Origin of the sequence: Lysinibacillus sp. FSL R7-0073, assembly GCF_038009065.1 — a bacterium.
Taxonomy (GTDB): domain Bacteria; phylum Bacillota; class Bacilli; order Bacillales_A; family Planococcaceae; genus Lysinibacillus; species Lysinibacillus fusiformis.
Window position 1 is genome coordinate 263,543 of record NZ_JBBPAS010000001.1, and the last position, 24,756, is coordinate 288,298.

Below are 24,756 nucleotides of genomic sequence, written 5' to 3' on the forward strand. Positions count from 1 at the left end.
TTTGAGGGAGAGATTGACATGACATATATTGTGAAAACAAACCAGCTTACGAAAGTGTACGAAGGAAAAGAAGTGGTTTCTGCTGTCAATATGAACGTGAAGAAGGGAGAGATTTATGGCTTTTTAGGCCCTAATGGAGCGGGTAAAACGACAGTTATGAAGATGCTAACGAATCTGACAAAGCCAACAAGTGGAGATGTTGAAATATTTGGTGAGAGGTTGACCGATCGTTCGTATGAAATATTAAAAAGAATGGGAACGATTATTGAATATCCTATTTTCTATGAAAAATTAACGGCTAGGGAAACCTTAGAACTGCATTGCGAATATATGGGCTATTACAATAAGCAGGAAATTGCCCATGTACTTAACCTTGTAAAATTAACAAATGCAGAGGAGAAACGGGTAAAAGATTTCTCACTAGGGATGAAACAGAGACTAGGTATTGCACGCGCTATTATTACAAAGCCAGAGCTCCTAATTTTAGATGAGCCAATTAATGGACTAGATCCCATTGGGATTAAAGAGTTGAGAGAGCTTTTTAAAATGCTCTGTACGGAGTATGGCATTACGATCATTATCTCTAGTCATATATTAGGGGAAATTGAACAATTGGCCGATACGATAGGTGTCATCAAGGAAGGTAGGCTCATTACTGAAGTAACGATGGATACGATTAATCGTAATCAAGCCGACTATATTGAAGTGATCGTAAACGATGGTAAGAAGGCAGCCTTTATTTTAGAAAGTGAATTGAAAATGGCTAATTTCAAACTGATGGATGACAATTCTATACGAATTTATGATTTGACAGTATCCCAAAAGGTTCTAACAAAAACATTGATTGAACATGATATTGAAATAGAGGAGATTAGCAAAAAAACTAGCACATTAGAGGATTACTTCCTTAAGCTAATAAATGGAGGGATTGTTCATGCTTAATTTAATGCGTTTGGAAATGAAAAAATATCATTTAGGCTCCTATTTTAAAAGTGCTATGTTTGCTAACTTTATTATTTTAGGATTTATGTTTATGATTTTATTTATTTCTAAAGTAGAAGGGGAAGTTGATATTGCAAATTATGAAATGGCTTTAAGTGTTATCGATTCATTTGTCAGAGCTGTATTTATTATTTTTGCAGCTACATTAATAGCTAAACTGATCATCGGAGAATATAAGTTTAAAACAATCACATTGGCCTTTATGTATCCTGTAAGCCGAAAGAAATTAATCGCTGCTAAGCTTGCGATTGTCATGCTTTTTACCTTTAGTGCAATCATCGTTTCAAATGTCTTGATTACAACCATCTTTTGCATCGTAAGCGATAAATTTGATTTAATTCCTGATGTTTTATCTAATACTTTAATCATGCAACATATACCATCTGTACTCATGAATGCAATTGCTGCCTCAGGGATGGCATTAATTCCATTATATTTCGGAATGAGAAAATACTCTATTCCAGCAACAATTATTTCTTCTATTCTAATCGTATCATTGACTTCATCCAATACAGGTAACTTCACATTAAATGACATCATTATTATTCCAATCTCGTTAGCAATCATAGGTATTAGTATTGCCTACCTAGCTATCCGCAATATTGAGAAGGTCGATGTTTAATGAAAGGGCCAGGTATTCATAAGTTTTGTTGATATAGAACGATGATTATAGTAATTTGATAGTAAGCTACTCGGTTGTTACACTCACATAGTTGATCTTGTAAAATAGGTAACTAAACTTATTAAATATAGAAAAAAATTAACGTAGAGCAATAAAAATAAGTAATTTGATTCCCATAATAGAAATTTAATTAAAATAGAAAAGGAAATGGCCAATAAAATAGTTAAAAACAGATTTCCTTTTTTGCCATTATGGCATTGTAAAACTATTAATACAATCATAATAATTATAGGTATATAAAATTGCATTAAAAACCTCCTGTATTAAAAATGACAAAATAGTAAAAATTTGTTTTATTAATCTTATATTTATTTAAAGGTGATTTCAACGAGGAAATTAAGAATTCCAACCATTGTTGCTGTATTATCAACTGTAAATTCTGCACTACTTTAGCTGTCCCACAAGATGTGTCTATTTATGGTTTTCCTTTTGGGTGAACCGGACCATGTAATAACCAATGGTATTATTATCAACAAAAAGGCATCGAGATTTTTCTTCTCGATGCCTTTTGCTGATGATGCTCTTAATTTAAATTTTAGTATTAATTCACTACTTCATCCAAATATTGTTTCACCTAGTAAGTAAATATTTAATGCCACAACAATCACAACTACAAACCAGCCTAAAATAGTAGTAATACGGTGGTTCACTAAACCGCCCATAATGTCTCGTTTGCTTGTAAACATAACGAGAGGGACGAGGGCGAATGCAATACCGAAAGATAACACAACCTGACTAAGAACAAGCGCATGGGTTGCATTTACACCGGATGCAATAATTGCTAACGGAGGCACCATCGTAATGGCTCTCCGTAAATAAAGTGGTATTTTTCGTTGAATGAAGCCTTGCATCACTACGTCACCTGCTAATGTCCCTACAGAGGAGCTAGCTAGCCCAGCAATTAGTAAACCAAGACCAAAGGATACGGCAGCCATTGGGCCGAGAGCATCCTTTAAGCCGTTATAGGCAACATCTAAATCCTCTACTACAATCCCTTGTGTGTGAAAAACTGCTGCCGCAATAATGAGCATACTCATATTGATGGCTCCAGCAATGATCATAGCGATGATAATATCAATAAATTCAAAACGGAAGATTCGTCTTTTTTCTTCTTCATTACGACCGATGATACGACTTTGTGTTAAAGAAGAATGTAAGTAAATAGCATGGGGCATGACTGTCGCACCTAAAATACCTGTTGCTAATAGTAATGAGTCCACCCCTTCAAACTGAGGTGTGAACATACCAAACGCTACTTTTCCCCATTCTGGCTGAGCTAAAAATGTTTGGAAGGCAAATGCTAATACGACAATTAAAACCATGCCAGAAATGCCTGCCTCAAAGGCTCTGAATCCTCTTCTTTGAAGCTCTAGAATAGCAAATGATCCGACCGCTGTGATGATAGCTGCTGGAAGCATAGGGATATTAAATAACAAATAAAGCCCTAATGCTGCCCCGATAAATTCAGCAAGGTCGGTGGCGATAATTACTAATTCAGCCTGAATCCAAAGAAATATAGATGTCTTTTTAGAAAAATGTTCACGTGCCACCTCAGGTAAATTTTTTCCTGTCGCAATACCAAGCTTTGCAGATAAGGATTGGATGAGTACCGCCATTAAATTAGAAAAGGCTATTACCCAAAGGAGTAAGTATCCATATTGAGAGCCAGCTGTAATATTTGTGGCAAAATTGCCAGGATCAATATAGGCGACCGCTGCAATGAATGCAGGCCCAAGAAAGGGTAAAAAACGTCGCCAACCTTTTATATCTCCATCTAAAACCGCCTCAGCAGACGATTTTGTGACTTGTTTGTATACCATATTGTTCCCTCATTTCAAAAAGTATCGTTTGTGAAATAAAGTTTCCTAGAGGAAAATAAGATAATAGTATTCTAACGCTAGGATTAGAAAAAGGGAAGTGGTTTGCTTCAATTATTTGAAAATATCTATACGGCCGAATTGAATAAAAGGAAAAATTAATCGGCAGGAAAATTTAAAAATATAGAGAACTAATGAATAAAGAAGGGGGCAAAAGAATGGACATGGTATGGGTAAAATCAAAAATAACAATTCCACGTACAGTGCCAAACGCTGTTGAGAGGAAAAAATTATTGACTCTTCTGGCTAAGAATCAGATGAAGAAGTTAACCATTGTTCAAGCACCCACAGGGTATGGAAAGACAACACTTTTAAGTCAATGGTGCTGGCATATTAAAGAATCGGTAGCTTGGTTTACAATTGATCAACACGACAATGAACCTTTACGGTTTATAAAATATTTGATACATACTTTATCGATAAGCATAATTAATGGTTTCGAAAACAAATTTGAAAATTTACTTGATATTTCCTTTGAGACAGCAGTAGATTCACTGCTAGATACACTAGAGGCATATAAAGAAACTATTCATATTGTTTTTGATAATTTTCAGGCAATCCAGCATCCTCAGATTCATCAGATATTTATCCGATTAATTGAGTATTTACCCGCTAATGTACGTCTATGCATAACGACTCGAACAAATTTAGAACTACCTCTAGCAAATTGGCGTGTAAAAGATTGGTTGCTAGAAGTGGGGACAGATCAATTATGTTTGGATTTAGAGGAGCTACAATACGTCTATTTCCAATCCATTTCGGAGGAAGAGAAAGTTGGCGCACTGAAGCCTTTGCTAAAGGTAACGGAGGGCTGGATAGCAGGCATACAACTTATTAAGTTAGCCATAGGTGATAGTATTGATAGTCTAAGCAGTATAGAAATGTTAACAGAGGCTAGTCCGTACATTCATGAATTTTTCATCCAAGAAGTTTTTATTACATTACCTCAAGTAACTCAAGATTTTCTACTGCGTACTTCAATTTTAAATGACTTAGACCCTAGTATTTGTGCAACTATAACGAACGAGTTAGGGTTAGATAGTTTGAATACTTTCATTGAATTAGATAAAAACTGTCTCTTCATTCAACGTATACAGAGTCAGCCATCCGTTTATCGTTACCATACTTTATTTAGGTATGCACTTCTGGAAGAACTGGAAAGGCAGTATTCACATGAGATGATTCATTCTATTTATCGCGAAGCAGCCACAAACTTATGCCTAAGAGGAGATTATGTAGCTGCAATTGAACTTGCCTTAAATGGCACATTATATGAACTAGCACACGAATGGATTCAAAAGTATCTAGTTGAAATATTTGCCGAGGGACATACTTTACTTTTTGGGCAATGGGTACAGAAACTAAGAAATGCACAATTTTCAGTTGATATTAATATGCTTGTCTTATACATCACCACTTTGTTTTCTACTCATGAAATAGAGAAAGCAAATGAAATCATTGAGGAACTACTTTTTAAACAAGATATATTGAAATGGATGGATGGCTTTCAATTTATTGCTGTATCAAAAATCTTTGAAATTATAAATGCTTATGTTGCTTATTTGAAGGATGGAGATCTTGAAAAAGCAAAAGTGGGTTTACAAACACGTGTCAATGTAAGAAAGGAAAAGTCATCCTTATATCGTATCTCTTTAAAGTACAATCAATTTGAACCTAGAATTTTGCGTACCTTTGCAGGCACAAACGGTAAGTTCTTACCAGTTGAAAAACTGGAAGCACTAATTCAGGTACTGTGTGAAAGTGAAATAAAGGATCGAAATATTACGGGGGTAACCTATGGGCTTTTAGCAGAGATATTGTATGAAATAAATGATATAGAAAGGTCGAGTGAAAATTTAGAGATTGCCTTACAATATGGTTTGCGTTTTCAAGATCCAGGATTATTTATACCAATGTATCTTTTAAAGGCTCGCATTTGTCTGACTAAAAAACAATTTGAGGATGCACATATGTTATTGATAGAAGCGATGAAGAAAACGGATAAATCTTATTGGATTGGTATGGTATATATTATGAAGGCACAAGCTTATTTGCTTGAAGGGAATATTTCTTATGCACAACGAGAGTTTTTAAGAGTCACTGATTTTATTAGTTATAAAATTGCATCGAGGAATCCGTTTTATTTATTAATTCAATGCAGAATATTGTATGCTAAAAATCAAATTGAGGAAGCATTACAAATTGCCATCCGTTTGAAAGAGGGAGCAATTCAAGAAAAACAAATGGTTACGCTTATTGAAGCAGGTTTATTAGAGGCCGCTTGTCAATTTGAACTAGATCAAGAGGACATTGCTTTGTCTGTTTTACATGTTCTCCTTGAACAGGGTGTTTTACATGGTTATTATCATACATTTATAGAAGAGGATTCTATCTGGCCATTACTTAATAAATACTGGCGTATACGTCAGCATAGTAAGGGCGATATATTTAATTCAGTACCGTTAGCATATGTAAATAAACTATTACAGAATATCAGCTTAGAAGATGAGTTTTTCGCTAACTTTACAAAACGGGAAAAAGATGTTCTGCAATTACTCGCTGAAGGTGCCTCTAATAATGAGATTGCTCAACAATTACAGCTGAAAGAGGGAACAATTCGTATATACTTGACAGAAATATACAGTAAGATAGGTGTGAAATCTCGCATGAAGGCCATTGTATGGGCAAAAGAATGGCTAGGCTATTAAAATTGTTAAACAGAAGGGAGGTTAAATGATGCCAAATATTTTATTAGCCTCAAAAACAACCGAACCCCTAACGGGAGAGCAAATTATTGAAAGAGAACGATTAAATGCCATTTTACAACAGACATCAGCTAAGCTTATCGTAGTGCAAGCGCCAGCTGGTTATGGTAAAACCACTTTGTTAAGTAGTTGGGTTCATCACCTTGATACAATGGTGGCATGGTTTACAATTGACCAAACAGACAATGACCCAATTCGTTATTGGAAATATTTAATTCATGCGATTGGTCATGCCTTACAGCCAGAAGCAGCATCCCGAATTGATTCTATACTCCATGCTCAACCACAGTTACCATTAGAATATTTAGTGGATTCGCTATTAAACGAATTATCGCTATCTACTGAAAGAATTCACATTATGATTGATGATTATCATCATATTTACAATATTGCTATCCATCAAACAATGACTCGTCTGATTGATTTCTTACCAGAACACTGCTTTATTTATATGACTAGTAGATCGACTATTTCATTACCTGTTGCAAAGTGGAGATTAAACCATTGCTTGCTTGAAATTGGTGTAGAGCATCTACTTTTTACATATGAGGAGGCAAAAGAATATTATAAAAAATTAAACAAACAACTGAATGAGAAGGAGCTTCAAAAGGTTTTTAAGATAACAGAAGGCTGGCCTACAGGGTTACAATTAACCAATTTAACAAGTTTCCATAGTATGGATGAAAAACAATTTAAAGAAAGTAATTCTTATGTGGCCCACTATTTTATGAGAGAGGTTTTTTCCAAACTAGCGCCACAACTCCAAACATTTCTTCTTTATACCTCGCTTTTGGACCAATTAACCTCTGAAACATGTAATGTTCTAACAAACCGAACTGATGCTCAACTAGTCTTATTAGAGCTTGATCACCAAGGTTTATTTATTAGCAGAGTTGAAGCAAAAGAACAGGTCTTTCGATACCATAATTTGTTTAGAGAAACATTACGTCAAGAGTTAAGCAAACGTTTTACTCAGCATGATATTTTGAATTTATATGAAAAAGCAGCTGTTGCTTTATATAATAACGGAAATTTTTTATCTGCTATAGAGCTTGCTTTAAACGGCAAAGTGTTTATGTATGCTGAACAATGGATTCAGGAGCATCTTGTAACATTCCTTTCCTGTGGTCATTCAACATCGTATATAAATTGGATTAATACTTTATTGGCTAATGGCTATGAAGTACATCCAGAATTGATGGTAATGTACGCCTATACACTTGCAGCATTACACAATTTAGAAAATGCTTATCAGACGATACTAGAGCTAGAACAAAAGCATAGGACAAATCAATGGATGAATAAAAATACGTATGCATCTGCTGTCGATGATTTTCTAGGTGTGAAAGCCTATGTCTTTGTCATGAAAAACGGAGATCTATCACAAGCTGCGGAATACATTCGACAAAGGCTAGAGAGAAATCCAATTGGGTCCAAGTGGGATGCAATTTTTATCCAATATAATCAAACAGAGCCTATGTTGTTTAGAACAAATATCGGGTCTAGAGGAAAGTTGCTTTCAGATGAACAGGCTATGTCATTTTTCGCTAAGTTTAGAACAGGGGAATTTAAGAACTTAAGTATGACAGGCTATAGCTATGGCATGCGTGCAGAGAAATTATATGAGTGGAATCACTTTGATGAGCTATCAATAGAATTAGAGGAAGCATTACGTTCAGGTCATCAATTCCAAGATCCAGGATTATTAGTACCGATGTACATTCTAAAAAGTAAAATAGCCGCTTTAGAAGAGCAATATATAGTTGCCCAAAGCATTTTAGACCATGCAATTGAAACTATCAATGAACGTCATTGGATTGATAGTATAAGAGTGATGAAGGCGTTATTATTTTTACGTGAAAGCAATGTTGTCCAAGCAGAACAGGAGTTAGCCAAAATTAAAGAAAATATGGATAAGAATTCTCCATTTTATTTGCTAGTAAAGGCACGTTATTTACTCATGAAAGAGCACCTTCTAGAAGCACAGCAATTAATTGTACAGGTGCAATTACAGGCACAACAACAAGGACAGCTATCTACCTGTATTGAAGCAACAATTTTATTAGCCATATGTTTGGCAGAGCAAGGACAAGCAGATAAGTCGTTGATGACGTTGCATCAAGCCTTGAAATTAGCCGAGCCATATCAATATATCAGAACCTTTATGGACGAGCCTCAAACATATGCTTTATTAAAAAAATATGCTGCTATTCGACAGCAATCTTATGAAAAGGAGTGGAGAGAGGTTTCCATGAGCTATGTTGAGCACTTGCTAAAATGCGTTCAAAAGCATAAGCAAATTTCACCATTGGCGTCCCTTACAACTCGTGAACAGGAAATATTTTCATTATTATTAGAAGGTGCTTCTAATAAAGAAATAGCCGAGCAGCTATTTTTATCTGAAGGTACAGTACGTGTCTATCTCTCGGGGATTTACAGTAAGTTGGGTGTTAAAAACCGAGCACAGGCAATATTATTAAACCCACAGGCATAAGGTTATAAGGTTATCCGTTATCTTTTTTAGGTAGCGGTCTTTTTTTTTACATATAAACAATTAACATTCCTCAATAGTAGGAGAAAATAATTACCCTTAAGATAAAGAAGAAATATTTCATTTTAAGAAAGGAGAGTCTATATGAAAGCCAAAAGTGTTAGATATGGAGTATGGTTCACACTATTTTTCTTCATGATGATATTAAAAATCCCTTTTACTTTTGCTAATGAAGCTGATTATGATGTTGAAGATAACCCTGATGGCTCGGTAACTATAAAGACATATACAGGTACTGGCGGAGATATTGTAATTCCTCAACAATGGCAAGGGAAAATGGCCACAGGAATAGACCCTTGGGTGTTTACTAATAAACAACTGACAAGCCTCACAATACCAGAAACAATCACAACGATTGGTGCTTATGCCTTTTATCAAAATCAGTTAACAAGTGTGACACTTCCAAGTAATCTATCGAGTATTAGTGATGGTGTATTTTCCTTAAACCAACTAACAAATGTTAAGCTTCCAAATAATCTAAGTAGTATTGGAAATTATGCATTTTCCGGAAACTTGCTAGAAAGCATAGATATACCTAATAGTGTTATTAGTATAGGGGATCATGCCTTTTCAACGAATGATATTGTCAATGTGAAAATCCCAGAGGGTGTAAAAATAATAGGGGCCAATGCATTTGCAAGGAATGATATTGAAAGTTTAGAGATACCTGAAAGTGTGAAAAGCATTGGGGATGGAGCCTTTTCTTATAATTACTTAAAAGAAATCATTATATATTCTAAAGATATTGAAATAAGCGATGATGCCTTTATAGGGCACAGTCCTAACTTTGTTATTTATGCTCCAGAGAACTCTTCGGTAAAAGAGTATGCAGAGAGGTTGAATATAAACTTCCAAGGAATAGATTCCCCAGATTATGTTAATGAAGCAGATTATGAGTGGACAAAAAATAGGGATGGGTCAGTAACGATTAGAGATTACATAGGTACTGATATTGCAATAACCATTCCAAGTCAGCTAGATGGCAGGGTAGTAACAGCAATAGGTAGTGGAGCATTTGGTGAAAAAGGACTTACACAGGTAATTATACCAGACAGTGTAACAAGTATTGGAGATGTGGCATTTGCAGAAAATCAATTAACATATGTGAAACTATCAAATAACCTTACAACGATAGGTGAAGGTGTATTCTTTACAAATAAACTTACTGCTATAGAAATACCAGATCAAGTGATTCAAATTGGCTCATATGCATTTTTAGATAATGCACTTGCTACAGTAAAGCTATCAAATCAACTTAAGACAATTGGGGATTTCGCATTTATGGAGAACCAATTAACAAACATTGAGTTACCAGCAACTTTGGAAACTATAGGGGAATGGGCGTTTTCAGATAATAACCTGACCTCTTTAGTGATACCTTCTAGTGTCGTAAGTATAGGAGAGTATGCATTTGCTACAAATCAACTTTCAAATGTAACTATTCCATTCAGTATAACAAGTATAGCGGAAAGTGTATTTCTCGATAATCGACTAACAAGTATAGAGATTCCTAGTAGTGTAACGACTATCGGTAGATGGGCATTTGGGGAGAATAGACTTAGTAGTGTAGAAATTCCCAAAAATGTAATGACTATAGAAGATAATGCCTTTAACGACAATAATCTTAAACATGTGAAAATATTATCGGATGCAACGATTCTTTTAGAAGATATTTTTAATGCAAATCCAAGTAATTTAATTGTTTATGGTCATGATGCATCGACTGCACAAGCCTATGCCGATCAATATAATCACCAGTTCGAATTACTGACTTATCGGATTATCTATCATGGAAATGGCTCTGAGCAAGGAAATCCACCAGTAGATACGAATATGTACCCAAGAAATACTCAAGCAACGATCTTAAACAATATAGGATCGTTAGAAAAAACAGGCTATGCATTTGATGGTTGGAACAGCACTAACGCGGGGGACGGTATAGATTATGCAGTAAATAGCATTGTTGATATTGAAGAATTCAATCTTGACTTGTATGCGAAATGGATAGCAAATGCATATGTTGTCACATTTAATACAAATGGAGGGACAGCAATCAATCCTATTACAGTCATTTATGAGGGATTAGTGAGTAAACCAGTAATCCCGATAAAAGCAGGCTATACGTTTTTAGGTTGGTATAAGGATGCCCAATTCACATCACCATGGAATTTTACAACGGATAAGATAACCCAAAATACAACCTTGTATGCAAAATGGGAAAAGGATGTCGCACAGTTTACAGTGGATTTCGAAACAAATGGAGGAAGTGCAGTAGCATCACAGAAGGTAATTGAGGATACCTTAGCAACAAAGCCAGCAGATCCAATAAAGGCAGGCTATACATTTACAGGCTGGTATAAGGATAGTAAACTGACGATACCATGGAATTTTTCCAAAGATGTAGTGAAGTCCAATATCACATTATATGCTCATTGGGTAACAGGGGGTTCATCGGGTGGTGGGGGAAGTATATCTCCGAACCCAGCTCCAATACCAGAGCCAACCATACCTGAAATAAGGGAACCTAATCCATCAGAGCTAACTGAGCCTCAACCATCAGAGCCAACACCCCAACAAGAACCAGATATCATCTTCTCAGATATTTCTCAAGGACATTGGGCATGGAAGATGATTCAGGCGATGGCAAAGCAGGGTATTATTACAGGCTATCAAGATGGTACGTTCAAGCCAAATGCACCGATTCAACGCCAGCATGCTGCCCTGATCTTAACAAGAGCATTAGAGCTAGAAACGAAAAAAGAAGCGCTAGTATTTAACGATATTTCTAAAAGCCATCTCTATTTTGAGGTAATCAATCAGGTACAACAGGCAGGTCTGTTTGATGGCATAGACGGGAACTTTCAGCCAACTACTAATATGACACGCGCTCAAATGGCAAAAGTATTGGTTTTGGCCTTTAAATTAACTTCATCAAATAAAAATATTTTCAAGGATGTGCCAAAAACACACTGGGCACATGAATCTATTGCTATACTCGCAGGAAATGGAATCACGATTGGAGATAATGGCAATTTCAGACCAAATGATCCTGTAACGCGAGCGGAGTTTGTAACATTTTTGTATAGGGCTTTGCATCAATAATTAAAAATCTCACCAATGACAATCCAGAAAGTTGTTGGCGAGATTTTTTTTGTTTAAATTATTAACATTACTCAATAGTGCGTCCGGATGTAAATTATTATGCTGATACAAAAAGGATGTGATTCTATTGAAAATTGTTCGTCTTACCTTTTTCATATTATTCTTAAGTTTAGCTTTTGTATCCATTAAACTTTCAATTAAATCAGATGAAAGGAAGTATGATTGGCGCAATAATTCTGATGGTACAGTGACCATTATTCATTACAATGGTCCACATATGGAGATGGAGTTTCCCTTCCCCAATCGGTTAAACGGCAAAAAAGTTGCTAAAGTAAGCTCAGGAATTTTTGAGAAAAGGGATTTTTACAGCTTTTTGCCGATAGTTTATTAGTTATGGATATACCCTGTGTCAAAAAGAAGGAAATGCATAGTATTTTCTCATCATTTTCTAATTAGACTTTCACCGCTTGCATCGTTTACGATGAAAGAAAAGGTGAAGGACTGATTCGACATGAGCAATCGAATTTTAATTATAGAAGATGAAGAAAATATTGCGAGAGTGCTGCAGTTAGAGCTTCAATTTGAAGGCTATGAAGCGGTGATGGCCCATACAGGAGCAGATGGTTTATTGCAATATCGTGAGCAGCAATGGGATTTGATCTTACTGGATATTATGTTACCCGAAATGAGTGGCATAGATGTGTTAAAGCGGATTCGCGCAACAGAATCACATACCCCGGTTATCATGCTGACTGCTAAAAGTGAGGTAGAGGATAAGGTAAAGGGATTGGATTTAGGGGCTAATGATTATGTGACAAAGCCATTTGAAATTGAAGAATTGCTTGCCCGTATCCGTAATGCACTACGGTTTTCTCAAAAGGCTAGTCCAACAAAGGTCGGTGTATCGTTTGGACAGTTATCGATCAATGAGCAAACAAGAGAAGTTATTTATTATGGGAAGGAGATCCAACTGACTCCTAGAGAATACGATTTATTGCTATATCTAATGAAGCATCCTAAGCAGGTGCTCACAAGGGAACAAATATTAGAGACTGTATGGGGCTTTGATTACTACGGAGATACAAATGTTGTGGATGTCTATATTCGATATGTGCGCCAAAAGCTTGAAATCGCTAATGCAACACCCATTATTCAAACAGTTCGAGGTGTAGGTTATGTGTTAAAGGAAAATAAATCATGAAGCTTAAAACAAAGATTCATCTACTTACCACTTTGTTAATGCTAGTAATTTTAGTGGCAACCAATAGTGGAATTTACTTTTTGTACGAGAAATTTGCCTATAATACGGAATATAGTCAACTTCATACACGAGCAAATGATTTAAGCTCAACATTAAGTCAGTTGAATGCACAAACCAACCTACAGCAAGTATTAAGAGCGTATATGCCAGCTGGTGGTGCTATCTATGTTTATGATGGAGAAAATTTGAAGACGAAGGTTCAGGCCACCCTAGACATGCCTGATGTTACTTCCATTACCTATACAATGCCTACTATTTGGATAGATGGGACAATTGTGGATATCACCTTACAGCAATCCATGGAGGAAGTAGAGAGCACACTGGATTTATTAAAGGCTATTTTGATTGTCGTGTCCATTATTGCCACTATCCCAATATTTTTAGCGAGTTTGGCACTTGGTCGCCTAATTTTATTACCTCTAGAACGCTTAAATGCGACAATGCGCAAAAGTGCATTGACGGGAAAATATGAAAAAATGGACACCCCTGCTAAAGGTGGGGATGAATTAGCAAAAATTAATCGAACGTTCAATATGATGATGGAGAAGCTTGAACAGCACTATCAAAAGCAACAAGAGTTCGTTTCAAATGCTTCTCACGAATTAAAAACGCCCATTACTGTTATCGAAAGCTATGCAAAGTTACTCTTAAGACGGGGCTTTGACAACCGTGAAGTAACGCAGGAATCACTTCAGGCTATTGCAAATGAATCTTCTCGTATGCATGAAATGGTATTGCAATTGTTAGAGCTAGCAAAAAATAATGAGCATATGGATATTCATATTGAACAGCTAGAGCTGGCTCCCTTCCTAAATAAAGTGGCTGCACAAATGCAGCAGGCGTATCATCGAACTTTTATAGTCGATGCAAAAGCACCGCAATTTATCTACAGTGATGAAAAAATTTTGAAGCAGTTACTCTTTATTTTGCTTGATAATGCTAGGAAATACAGTGAGGATGATGTTCATATTTCCATAGCTGAAACTACTAAGCATGTACGAATGACGATTCAGGATTTTGGCGTCGGTATTCCTGCAGAGCATGTTCCGCATTTGTTTGAACGTTTTTACCGCGTCACAGAGGATCGTAATCGTAAAACAGGCGGTTCTGGCTTAGGGCTTGCGATTGCACATGATCTTGCTGGACAACTGGGCATCAGCATAGATGTGGAAAGTACAGTTGGAGAAGGTTCAAGTTTTACCTTATGTATACCAAAGGAGGGGCAACAATGAAAAAGTGGGCTTTAATACTTATTGTGATTGTCCTTCTTTGTAGTGGGGTGCTGTGGTTTATTCAAAATCGCTATTTTCAAAAGGAGCCTCTCAGTGAAGAGGAGGCAATACGTCATATCGAAGCTATTTACAAAGGTCAAGTTTCAGAAGTAAAGAAACGTGGAAATTCATTTGAAATACAATTTACACGTGAGAATTTGAAATATACAGCCATGCTTGATGCTACAACACAGCAGGTTTCTGATCTAACGTTGCAAAAAGGGCAAAGTAAATTATTGTTAACAGAAAATCAAATAAGAAAAATGGTGAAAGAAAAATATGGTGAAGTAGAAAGCGTCATGCTCACTGAAACCATTTATACCGCACGTGTTGGAAAGGAGCATAAGCAAAAAGATATAACAGTAGATGGCTATTCGGGTGAAGTGTTATTTGAAAAAGATGTAGAACCACTAAATCAGCCTGAAAACCCCCATATTATTACGAAACAGCAAGCCATTGATATAGCGTTGCAACAATTAACTGGGAAAGTGGACTCTGTAGATTTTGAAGATACGGCGGATGGCGGTTACTATTTAGTTGAAATTGAAACAGAGCATGAAGAGGCCACTTTTCAAATTCATGCTGTATCTGGAAAGGTCCTTTCTGTTTCATGGGACGATTAAACGAGTTTCTCATGAAATTCTAATGTTCCTCTTATAGTTCTATCATCTTAGCTTGGTAAGCTAAAAGCAGATAAAACAAAGGAGAGATGAACATGAAAAAAATAATTATGATTCCTGCATTAGTGGTGACTCTTGGTGTTGGAGCGGCAATTGGCTCGACAACTTTATTATCAGGAAGTGCACAAGAAAAAAAGATCCTATCCATGCAAGAAATCGAAAAGAAAGCATTAGCAGTAGTAGATGGGACAGTAGCAGATATTGAACTAGATCAAAATCGCTATCGCTCTGTTTATGAGGTAGAGGTGCATGCTGATAAAGAAGAGTATGATTTAAAATTTGATGCCTATACTGGAAAATTACTTAAGCAGAAGAAAGAGCGTCAAGATGACGATGATAATGAATGGGTTAACGCTAATACTGCTACTAACCTTATAAGTAAAGAAAAGGCTATTGAAGCGGCTCTAACAAAAGCAAAGGGTACAGTAACAAAAATTAAATTAGATGATGGTATCTATGAAATCGAGTTAAAAAATGGCCAATATGAATATGACGTTGATGTTGATTCGATTACAGGAGAAATTGTCGACTTTGAACAAGATATGGAAGACTAATAATAGTTGTTGCCTTAAAAGTAGAGCATACTTTTAAGGTTTTTTTGTTGTAAAATGCCTTTAAATTAGGTGTTCGCGGGTAAATTAATTTCTACCATCGATGTTAACAATGTATTTCAAAAAGTCTATGTATTTCACTTGTAAAAAATAAAAATTTTCTTCTTTACTTTTTTTATCGACAGGCGTAATATGACATCATTATTAAAGTTTCAAATTTCTAAATCGCTGAAGCAAACTAGACGCGGGGGACCCATTTTTGACGGAGTGCATAAGCAATCCTTGGGGTGAATCTCTTCTTTTGAAGGGTAGGGCTACTCAGGCCCGAATCCGACAGCTAACCTCGTAAGCGTTAAGAGCAGAAAAGTTGGAGCTTGGCAGACAGATGAGCGTCTACAAGTCTTATTTAGTGATGACTTGTAGGCGTTTTTTGATCTCATTTAGGAAGGCGAAACACAATCTAAGAAACTAGAAGGTGTTTATTGATGAAATCCTCATTTAAACGTTATGTAATCGGCAAACCATTAAGATCCGATGCGTTAGGGGAACAAAAGCTTAGTAAAACAAAGGCATTGGCAATATTATCGTCCGATGCTTTGTCTTCCGTAGCCTATGGACCGGAACAAATATTAATTGTCCTGATGACTGTGGGAACATTAGCATTTTGGTATTCTTTACCGATTGCAGCAGGGGTTGTTGTCCTATTGGTGGCACTGACTTTATCATATCGTCAGGTTATATTCGCCTATCCACACGGGGGCGGCGCTTATGTAGTATCTAGGGGAAATTTAGGTGTGAACGCGGGTCTTGTAGCAGGTGGCTCATTGCTCGTTGATTATATTTTAACGGTAGCGGTAAGTGTATCAGCAGGGACGGACGCAATTACATCGGCATTTCCAAGTCTGCACCCATACAATGTGCCAATTGCTATTATCTTTGTGATTTTTTTAACGATCTTGAACTTACGTGGTGTAACAGAGTCCGCCTCTGTTTTGGCGTATCCAGTCTATCTGTTTGTAGTCGTTATGTTAGTGTTGATCGGGATGGGGCTCTATAATGTTGCAACAGGTCAGGTGCCGGCAGAGCTGCATCCAAAGATTGGTACACCAGTCGCAGGGATTAGTTTATTTATTTTATTAAAGGCATTTGCGTCAGGAAGCTCAGCCTTAACAGGGGTAGAAGCTATTTCAAATGCGATTCCTAATTTTAGAAATCCTGCCCCTAATAATGCTGCTAAAACATTGTTAGCAATGGGCGGAATTTTAGCGGTTTTATTTATCGGTATTGTTAGTTTAGCTTATTTTTACGGAATTGCCCCCACTTCGGAAGCGACAGTCGTTTCCCAACTAGCAGAAGCAAGTGTTGGTCGAAATTTCTTTTATTATATAGTACAGGGTACAACAGCGATGATTTTGGTACTTGCAGCAAATACGGGCTATTCAGCATTTCCTCTACTTGCTGTCAATTTATCAAAAGACGGATTTATCCCGAGAATATTCCAAATGCGTGGGGATCGCCTAGGGTATTCCAATGGCATTATGATGCTAGGGCTAGCAGCCATTGTCTTAATCATATTATTTGATGGGGCAACAGAACATTTAATTCCACTCTACGCTGTTGGGGTATTTATTCCGTTTACATTAGCGCAAACGGGAATGATGCGAAAATGGTGGCGTGAAAAACCTACTGGCTGGATGGCAAAATTTACGATCAACACAATTGGTGCAGCCATTTCGTTTATCGTAGCGATGATGTTTTTTGTGACGAAGTTGCCTCAAGTATGGCCAGTGTTTGTCTTTTTACCAATCATTATTTTTGTATTTCATCGGATCAAGCTTCATTATCAAGCCGTTGGAGAACAGCTGAGATTGAGTAAAGAGGAAATGGCTACTATTGAAGGGAATGTATTCATTGTACCAGTAGCTGGTATAACGAAGGTGGTTGAAAATTCCCTTCATTATGCGAAATCACTTAAGGTTGATAAAATTATTGCCTTTTATGTTGCTTTCGATCAGGCGGATGCCAAAGCCTTCGAAGAAAAATGGCAGGCATGGCAACCAGATATTCGACTAGTAACCTATTATTCAGCATATCGTAGCATCACACAGCCATTAATAAAATTTATTGATAAAGTGGACCATCAATGTGCGAAAACAGGTCATAAAGTAACGGTTGTCATCCCTCAATTTTTACCGAAAAAGGGCTGGCATCATATGCTTCACAATCAATCTAGCTTATTAATACGTACGACATTGTTATTTCACAGAAATGTCGTGATTATGACAGTACCTTTTCATTTATCAAAATAATGCTAGCATGCTAGAAAATTGTCTGTTATAATCAGTACGTTGATTGAAAACACGAACGTTTACAATTAAAAAGTCACAGAATACCATTAAATTCCGAAAAATTAAACTTTTTTTAGTAGGAGAAATAGGCTTCTACCGAATAAAGTGTTAAATTGGGTTTTCTGATAGATTCATACAATTTTACTCATATAATAGCGAGGATATGGCTTGCAAGTTTCTACCGATTTACCGTAAATAAATCGACTATGGGTAGCAATGCTTTTAGAGAACTTCTTTAATGATGTTTTCTATTCCTTTCGACGTTTTAACGCTGAATGCTTTGCTCCACTCGTAGCTGAATGGGACCAAGTGTTCAGCTTTTTTTATTAATATTTAAGAAAGAAGGATATGACAGAAATGAAGTTATTACACGACAAAATTATGCAAGAGGGTAAAGTACTATCATCTTCAGTATTAAAAGTAGATTCATTTTTAAACCATCAAATTGACCCATTGTTAATGAAGGAAATTGGTCATGAATTCGCAAACCGATTTGCTGACCAAGTAATTACAAAGATTTTAACAATAGAATCTTCAGGTATCGCTCCTTCTGTCATGTTAGGACTAGAAATCGGTGCACCGGTAGTGTTCGCTCGTAAACGTAAATCATTAACACTTTCAGATAACCTTTACACATCAAAAGTACATTCATTTACTAAAAATGAAACAAATGATATCTCTGTATCACGTAATTTTTTAAGTAAAGACGACAATATTTTAATTGTTGACGATTTCTTAGCAAACGGAGAAGCAGTAAAGGGCTTACTTGATATTGCGGCTCAAGCAGGGGCTAATGTTGTAGGAGTTGGCATTGTTATTGAAAAAGGCTTCCAGGATGGGGGCAAATTATTACGTGAGCAAGGTGTCCGCGTAGAATCATTGGCGATTGTAGATTCTCTTGAAGATGGCAAAGTGACATTTGCTACGGAGGCTCGCGCGTAATGAATACCTTTAAATCAACGACGCTAGCAATTCAACATTTACTTGCGATGTATGCTGGAGCCATCTTAGTGCCACTTATTATTGGAGGGGCAATTGGCTTTAATTCAACACAAATGACGTATTTAGTGGCGATTGATATTATGATGTGCGGGATCGCAACACTTTTACAAGTTTACTCAGGTAAATTTATTGGTATTGGCTTACCTGTAGTACTTGGTTGTACATTTACAGCGGTAAGTCCAATTATTGCTATAGGTACAAACCCAGAGCAAGGTATCACAGATATTTATGGCTCCATTATTGCATCTGGTTTGATTGTCGTGATTATTGCGGGCTTCTTCGGGAAGCTAGTGAAATTTTTCCCACCAGTAGTAACAGGATCTGTCGTTTCTATTATCGGTATTTCTTTACTGCCAGTAGCTTTAAATAATATGGCAGGTGGACAAGGAGCAGAGGATTTTGCATCCGGCTCAAATATTACATTAGCATTTATTACGCTAGTCATTATTTTAATCGTCTACCGTTTTTCTACAGGCTTCATCCGTGCCATTTCCATTTTAGTTGGGTTAGTAGCGGGTACAATATTAGGGGCATTCATGGGCAAGGTTAATTTTCACCCAGTAGTAGAAGCGGATGTATTCCATATGGTACAACCATTCTACTTTGGAATGCCAACATTCGATGTAACGGCTATTATTACAATGACTCTTGTAGCAATGGTATCTCTAGTTGAATCATCTGGTGTTTATTTTGCCCTAAGTGATATATGTAATAAAAAATTAGATTCAAAAGATTTAGCTCGTGGTTATCGCTCAGAAGGTCTTGCATCTGTAATCGGTGGAATTTTCAATGCCTTTCCGTACACAACATTCTCACAAAACGTGGGACTTACACGTATGTCAGGTGTTAAAGATCGTAAAGTCATTTACATTACAGGTGGATTACTAGTAGCGCTTGGTTTCTTACCGAAAATCGCAGCGTTAACAACAATTATTCCAACATCTGTACTAGGTGCGGCCATGCTTGCAATGTTCGGTATGGTAATTACTCAAGGTATGGGTATGCTTGTACCAGTTATGAATGAGTCAGCTGAAAATGCGATGATTGCTGCGATTGCAGTTAGTTTAGGTGTCGGTGTATCAGTCGTTCCTGGTATTTTTGATGCATTACCAGAAAAAGTTTCTATTTTAACATCTAACGGCATCGTCTGTGGATCAGTCACAGCGATTATCCTTAATATTTTATTCAACATGATTGGGCCAAAGCATAAAAAAGACCCGATGCATGGGGAAGCATAAAGATTTTAATTAAACAATAAGCCACCTATCTTTGAACTGCCCCGTAAAAGTTAGACATCAATCTAACTTTTACGGGGGTTTTTTATTTGCAAAGGAAAATTGTAACGTGGGTGTTTTGTATAAAGGCTTTTTACTATTCAACTGGTAAGGGTATGTTAATGAAAGAAGGTATTCACATTTAAAACTAGAATTAAAATTTATAACTAATTGGCAGGAGGGAAATCCTTATGAAAGTAAATGGATTGGGAGGAGTCTTTTGGAGGACTAAAAATCTAGAAGAAATAAAACAATGGTATAGCAAAGTTCTAAACATGGAAATTGAAAGTTGGAATGGTACCATGATTACACCACAGTTAGGCAATGAAACGATCTTTTCCTTCTTCTCTGAGCATGACAGCTATTTTCCAACAGATCAACAAGTGATGCTAAACTTTCAAGTGGAAAATCTAGATGACAGTATTAAACATCTTGAAAAAATAGGTGTTCCCCTTGCAATGGACAAGACGATTCATGAGTTTGGAAGGTTTATTTGGATTGAAGATCCAGAAGGAAGACGTATAGAACTTTGGGAGAAATAAATCAAAGTAATTAATTTGAATGTTAACTTCGTTTAAATAGCTTGTGGCTTGCCTTTAAAGTCGTTTGAACAATTGAACGGCTTTTTTAGTACTTTAGGCGTTGATGTTTAGAATTGAGTGGCGAGGGAATTTATAAATAAGGTATTTTTAATAGAATGTAAATCTCTATTTCAACATACACTTATATAACTACTCTTAGAAAGGTCTAGTATAAATGCAAAGTATCGTTTTGATTTTAATACTTCAATTAGTATATGTACCTTTTTTAACTTTACGTACAATATTTTTGGTGAAAAATATTACTTTCCTTGCTGCCATATTCGGTATGCTAGAGATGCTAGTGTATGTATTTGGCCTTTCGCTTGTTTTTAGTGGGAAACAAAGTATGTTAGCTATGGTCGTTTATGCAATTGGTTTTGGTTTAGGTATATTTTTAGGAGCCAAAATTGAACGAAAACTGGCGATTGGCTATGTTTATGCAACAATCAATACTCAAAATAAGAATGAAGAGCTTGTGAGGTTTCTCCGTAATGAGGGATTTGCTGTTACGATTTATGTTGGAGAGGGGCGAGATAGTAATCGCTATAAATATGAGATTTTAACAAAGAGAAATCGAGAGGCAGAACTCTTTCAAATAGTAGAGCAATTCGAACCTAATGCATTTATAATTTCGTACGAGCCGAAGTCATTTAAAGGTGGTTTTTTACTAGCTCGTATGAAGGCTAGGCAAAAATAATTGGACCTTAGCTACTAACTAAGGTCCTTTTCATTACTATTTAAACTTTGCATCCATCCAGTTTTTAAATAGGTGATAATCTGAGTAGACTGTGTCTTTGTAGTTCATAGACTGTAAAATTACTTGTTCAACAAAAACATGTCGATCTTTCCCAATCGCTTTTAATATCTCATCCTCACTATGATAGGTAAAAACAGGAGAATAATCGATATCTGCTCGTGCATGTATTTTAGCGGCAATTTGTCCCATGATCGAGGTTGTTGTATAGTAATCGTCGACATTTTTATAGTTTTTAGGCTTTACTTTCTTTTTATAAGGAGAACGCTCTCGAATGTAAAATTCCTGCTCATTCATGGTCATAAATTGTAAATGAGGGTCCTCTAAATGGTGCATAGCTTTTTGTGTCCCAACTACTCTAGCACCTTGATGCTCATAATGCTTCCAAAATTCATGATTGTAAGAAAGGAAATAGGCTGGGATCGCTGTACGTGCCTCTTTCATTTCTAATACTAAATCTTCTGCTCCTGATGCATCTTTTTTATCTTCCACTAAAATATAGTAACGTTTTAAGCCGATTGAAGCAGTACCTGAGCCATACTTGCAAGCAATGTCCTTAATCTTGTAAGCAGGAAGTGCACTCGAAATTGCCTTGTATTCCTCGGCAGTAACTGGCTGAATTTCATCATTGCTACTAAATTTGCGTTGCCTTTCTTCATCGACATAGGAAATATCCTGTAAAAACTGGGAGCGTTGACGTTTCTCTAGCTTTTTCAATAATTTTTTGGCTGGTCCCTTTGTGTTGTCTTTCGTAAATACGAGCGTTAGAGGATCATCCTGTTTACGTTGAAATCGTTTTAACTGATCTATATAGCTGTTGAGCAGATGTTGAATGGCCGTTTCCTGAGCAGCTCTATGTATGCCTTGTTCTTCTAAATAAAGTGCAATACTAACACTCATACGAACAATATCATATAAATAAGAGCCAACATAACCCTCATCAAAATCATTGACATCAAAGACAATCGTGCCATCTTCATTTTGAAAGGCACCGAAGTTATCCATATGCATGTCTCCTTGAATCCAAGTCGGTTTGAGAGTAGGCGTATGGAAGATGGAAGAAGTTTTTGTCATGTCAAAATAAAATAGATAAGCACTTCCTCGGAAAAAGCGGAATGGACTTTCAAGCATTTTCTGATACTTCTCCAATCGCTGTTCTTCAGTTAACTTCATTCGTTGAGCATCAAACTCCTCAAAGATGGTATTTAATAGCTCCTTTCTTAAAAAAACTCTTGTATGTTTCACCTGTTCCAATAATGCATGCTCCATCTAAAAACCCCCTTTAGGTTATATGTATATACGAAAAATAAAGGGATAGGTTTCGAAGAAATTTATCAAAAGTGCTCGATAAAAATGGCTAAGGATATAGGGTTATTTCGTAACATGTTCAATCAGCTATTTTCATACTATAAGACATGCTCAGTTACGGAGGGGGGTTATATGTATTTTTTGACAAAAAGCCTTGTCATTATAGTAGGAAGTATTTCTTTGTCGTTAGGAATTAACTTATTCTTAACGCCCTATGAAATATTAGATGGGGGAGTAGTAGGATTAGCGCTGATTTTACATTATTTATATAAGCTAAAGATTGGTCTAATGATTATTATCATTAGTATTCCTATTTTTATTATTGCCTGGTTTAAATATAGAGCTTATTTTTACAATAGTATTCATGGCTTAATTACCTCTTCCTTGACTATAGACTTGTTAAAGCCAGTCAGAAATCTCGTTCAAATAGATGCTCTATACAGTGCTATACTTGGGGGGATTCTCGTAGGTTTTGGGATCGGCTTAATGCTTCGTTTTCAGACAAGCACGGGAGGGACAGATCTCATTGCACAATTTATTAGTGATAAGACAAGTATTAATGTAGGGGTATTAATATTTTTTATTGATTCTATCGTTATTGTTGTTGGCGGTTTCTTGTTGTCCTCCACTACTTTTTTATTGTCTATTATTACAGTGTTAGTAGTAGGCATAACGACAAGCATTATTACGAGTCGTGCTTCCTAACATTCGTTTACTCCTGAGCGTGTCGCATAAAAAAATAGCTCCAGTAAGAGACTGAAACTATTTTGGTGTTTGATTGTCGAGTGTTTTCATAAGCTTCTTTTTAGGGTGTGCTGGTTTGACCTCCGCAATGAGTATGGCGAGTAATATAAGAACAGCTCCTACAATCATACGGCTCGTTAAAATTTCGTGCAAGAAGATAACTGATAAGATCATGCCGAAAAATGATTCCGTTGATAGAATAATCGCAGCCTTTGTAGCAGTTGTATATTGATTCGCCACATTTTGAAAAAGGTAAGCAATCGTTGTTGAAAAAATTCCTAAGTAAATAATCGAATAAATAGCTTCTTTTTCTAGAGACGTAGGGATTTCTCCTTGGCTTATGACTACAAGAATACCTATAAAGGAAGCGGTAAGAAATTGAATGATAGTTAGTGCAATGGCATCTTCCTTTTGAACAAAAAGATTTGTACAAAATATATCAAAGGCAAAAGCAACCGCACAAGCTAACGAAAGGGCATCACCCACATTCATCGTCAATGAACCTTGTAACGATAAAAATCCAATTCCAATAATGGCCATTAAGGACCCAATAATTTCATACCCATCAATACGACGCTTATAAACCGCATAGGCGATTAACGGAACAATAACGACATTAACTGCGGTTAAAAAGGCATTTTTCGATGGTGTTGTATATTGAAGTCCAACGGTTTGAAGAGCAAATGCTATATACAATATGGTACCTAATAAAGCACCTTTCCATATGACCGATTTTGACGCTTTTTTTAATCGGGAACCAAATAAAACAGTTAATATAATTGAAGCTAATAAAAATCTACCAGCCATAACTTGATAAGCCGTTAAATATTCTAAGGCAATGGCTGTTATAACAAACCCACTGCCCCAAACAATGGCTGTAACGAGTAGCATGCCATCCGCTATGTAAGTTTTCATGAAATTCTTCCTCCTAACTTCAATTAGGATAGCATAAGAGAGAAGAAAATAATTTGATTTTATTTCTAAATATTCAGGCGTTTTTTTG

General features: G+C 36.3%; 19 protein-coding genes and 2 riboswitches. Of the genes, 16 read left to right on the forward strand and 3 right to left on the reverse strand.

Going from position 1 to position 24,756, the window contains the following annotated elements:
- Positions 1–18 precede the first annotated feature (18 nt).
- Together MKY88_RS01305 and MKY88_RS01310 are read left to right on the forward strand one after the other, a co-directional pair.
- Positions 19–942 carry an ABC transporter ATP-binding protein gene (locus MKY88_RS01305; protein ID WP_069479779.1) on the forward strand — a complete coding sequence of 308 codons (924 nt, stop codon included), beginning with the start codon at positions 19–21 and terminating at the stop codon, positions 940–942.
- Entirely contained in the window at positions 935–1,624 is a 690-nt protein-coding gene (locus MKY88_RS01310; protein WP_193830718.1) for an ABC transporter permease, read from the forward strand. The genes MKY88_RS01305 and MKY88_RS01310 overlap by 8 nt, the downstream gene beginning before the upstream one ends.
- Positions 1,625–2,238: 614 nt before the next feature.
- Here MKY88_RS01310 and MKY88_RS01315 read toward each other — a convergent pair.
- Entirely contained in the window at positions 2,239–3,504 is a 1,266-nt protein-coding gene (locus MKY88_RS01315; RefSeq protein ID WP_328205347.1) for an Nramp family divalent metal transporter, read from the reverse strand.
- Positions 3,505–3,719: 215 nt separating this feature from the next.
- On the opposite strand from MKY88_RS01315, the gene MKY88_RS01320 reads away from it, so the two are divergent.
- From MKY88_RS01320 to MKY88_RS01380, 13 genes are all read left to right on the forward strand, one after another.
- Positions 3,720–6,269 (forward strand): LuxR C-terminal-related transcriptional regulator, encoded by a 2,550-nt coding sequence (locus MKY88_RS01320; protein WP_340812855.1) that lies wholly within the window; start codon positions 3,720–3,722, stop codon positions 6,267–6,269.
- A gap of 25 nt (positions 6,270–6,294) precedes the next feature.
- Positions 6,295–8,820 (forward strand): LuxR C-terminal-related transcriptional regulator, encoded by a 2,526-nt coding sequence (locus MKY88_RS01325; protein ID WP_328205344.1) that lies wholly within the window; start codon positions 6,295–6,297, stop codon positions 8,818–8,820.
- Between the two features lie 141 nt (positions 8,821–8,961).
- The gene (locus tag MKY88_RS01330; protein ID WP_328205342.1) at positions 8,962–11,979 is read left to right on the forward strand and encodes a leucine-rich repeat protein; all 3,018 of its coding nucleotides are present in this window, start codon (positions 8,962–8,964) and stop codon (positions 11,977–11,979) included.
- Between the two features lie 127 nt (positions 11,980–12,106).
- On the forward strand, positions 12,107–12,370 hold the full coding sequence (locus MKY88_RS01335) for a hypothetical protein (protein ID WP_193830723.1): 264 nt from the start codon (positions 12,107–12,109) through the stop codon (positions 12,368–12,370).
- A 120-nt stretch (positions 12,371–12,490) separates the two neighbouring features.
- Positions 12,491–13,180, forward strand: coding sequence for a response regulator transcription factor (locus tag MKY88_RS01340; protein WP_340812856.1), 690 nt, complete (start codon positions 12,491–12,493; stop codon positions 13,178–13,180).
- The gene (locus MKY88_RS01345) at positions 13,177–14,472 is read left to right on the forward strand and encodes a sensor histidine kinase (protein ID WP_340812857.1); all 1,296 of its coding nucleotides are present in this window, start codon (positions 13,177–13,179) and stop codon (positions 14,470–14,472) included. The genes MKY88_RS01340 and MKY88_RS01345 overlap by 4 nt, the downstream gene beginning before the upstream one ends.
- Positions 14,469–15,134, forward strand: a complete 666-nt coding sequence (locus tag MKY88_RS01350; protein WP_328205339.1) for a PepSY domain-containing protein — start codon at positions 14,469–14,471, stop codon at positions 15,132–15,134. The genes MKY88_RS01345 and MKY88_RS01350 overlap by 4 nt, the downstream gene beginning before the upstream one ends.
- Before the next feature lie 92 nt (positions 15,135–15,226).
- Positions 15,227–15,745, forward strand: a complete 519-nt coding sequence (locus MKY88_RS01355) for a PepSY domain-containing protein (RefSeq protein WP_069479786.1) — start codon at positions 15,227–15,229, stop codon at positions 15,743–15,745.
- Between the two features lie 213 nt (positions 15,746–15,958).
- Positions 15,959–16,108, forward strand: a riboswitch (cyclic di-AMP (ydaO/yuaA leader).
- 119 nt (positions 16,109–16,227) lie between these two features.
- Positions 16,228–18,051 (forward strand): APC family permease, encoded by a 1,824-nt coding sequence (locus tag MKY88_RS01360; RefSeq protein ID WP_340812858.1) that lies wholly within the window; start codon positions 16,228–16,230, stop codon positions 18,049–18,051.
- A 164-nt stretch (positions 18,052–18,215) separates the two neighbouring features.
- Positions 18,216–18,317: riboswitch (purine riboswitch) on the forward strand.
- Positions 18,318–18,447: 130 nt separating this feature from the next.
- The gene (locus MKY88_RS01365) at positions 18,448–19,032 is read left to right on the forward strand and encodes a xanthine phosphoribosyltransferase (RefSeq protein WP_069479788.1); all 585 of its coding nucleotides are present in this window, start codon (positions 18,448–18,450) and stop codon (positions 19,030–19,032) included.
- The gene (locus MKY88_RS01370) at positions 19,032–20,330 is read left to right on the forward strand and encodes a nucleobase:cation symporter-2 family protein (RefSeq protein WP_193830726.1); all 1,299 of its coding nucleotides are present in this window, start codon (positions 19,032–19,034) and stop codon (positions 20,328–20,330) included. The genes MKY88_RS01365 and MKY88_RS01370 overlap by 1 nt, the downstream gene beginning before the upstream one ends.
- 227 nt (positions 20,331–20,557) lie before the next feature.
- Complete coding sequence (locus tag MKY88_RS01375) at positions 20,558–20,908, forward strand: VOC family protein (RefSeq protein ID WP_193830727.1); 351 nt, start codon at positions 20,558–20,560, stop codon at positions 20,906–20,908.
- Positions 20,909–21,122: 214 nt separating this feature from the next.
- Positions 21,123–21,644 carry a DUF2179 domain-containing protein gene (locus tag MKY88_RS01380; protein ID WP_008179593.1) on the forward strand — a complete coding sequence of 174 codons (522 nt, stop codon included), beginning with the start codon at positions 21,123–21,125 and terminating at the stop codon, positions 21,642–21,644.
- Between the two features lie 36 nt (positions 21,645–21,680).
- Here MKY88_RS01380 and MKY88_RS01385 read toward each other — a convergent pair whose 3' ends face one another.
- Entirely contained in the window at positions 21,681–22,970 is a 1,290-nt protein-coding gene (locus MKY88_RS01385; RefSeq protein WP_340812859.1) for a DUF2252 family protein, read from the reverse strand.
- Positions 22,971–23,141: 171 nt separating this feature from the next.
- Between MKY88_RS01385 and MKY88_RS01390 the strand changes: the two genes are divergently transcribed.
- A complete protein-coding gene (locus MKY88_RS01390) occupies positions 23,142–23,714 on the forward strand; it encodes a YitT family protein (protein WP_069479792.1) in 573 nt (190 codons plus the stop codon).
- A 57-nt stretch (positions 23,715–23,771) separates the two neighbouring features.
- On the opposite strand, the gene MKY88_RS01395 is transcribed toward MKY88_RS01390, so the two are convergent.
- A complete protein-coding gene (locus MKY88_RS01395) occupies positions 23,772–24,668 on the reverse strand; it encodes a DMT family transporter (RefSeq protein ID WP_328205331.1) in 897 nt (298 codons plus the stop codon).
- Positions 24,669–24,756: the final 88 nt, after the last annotated feature.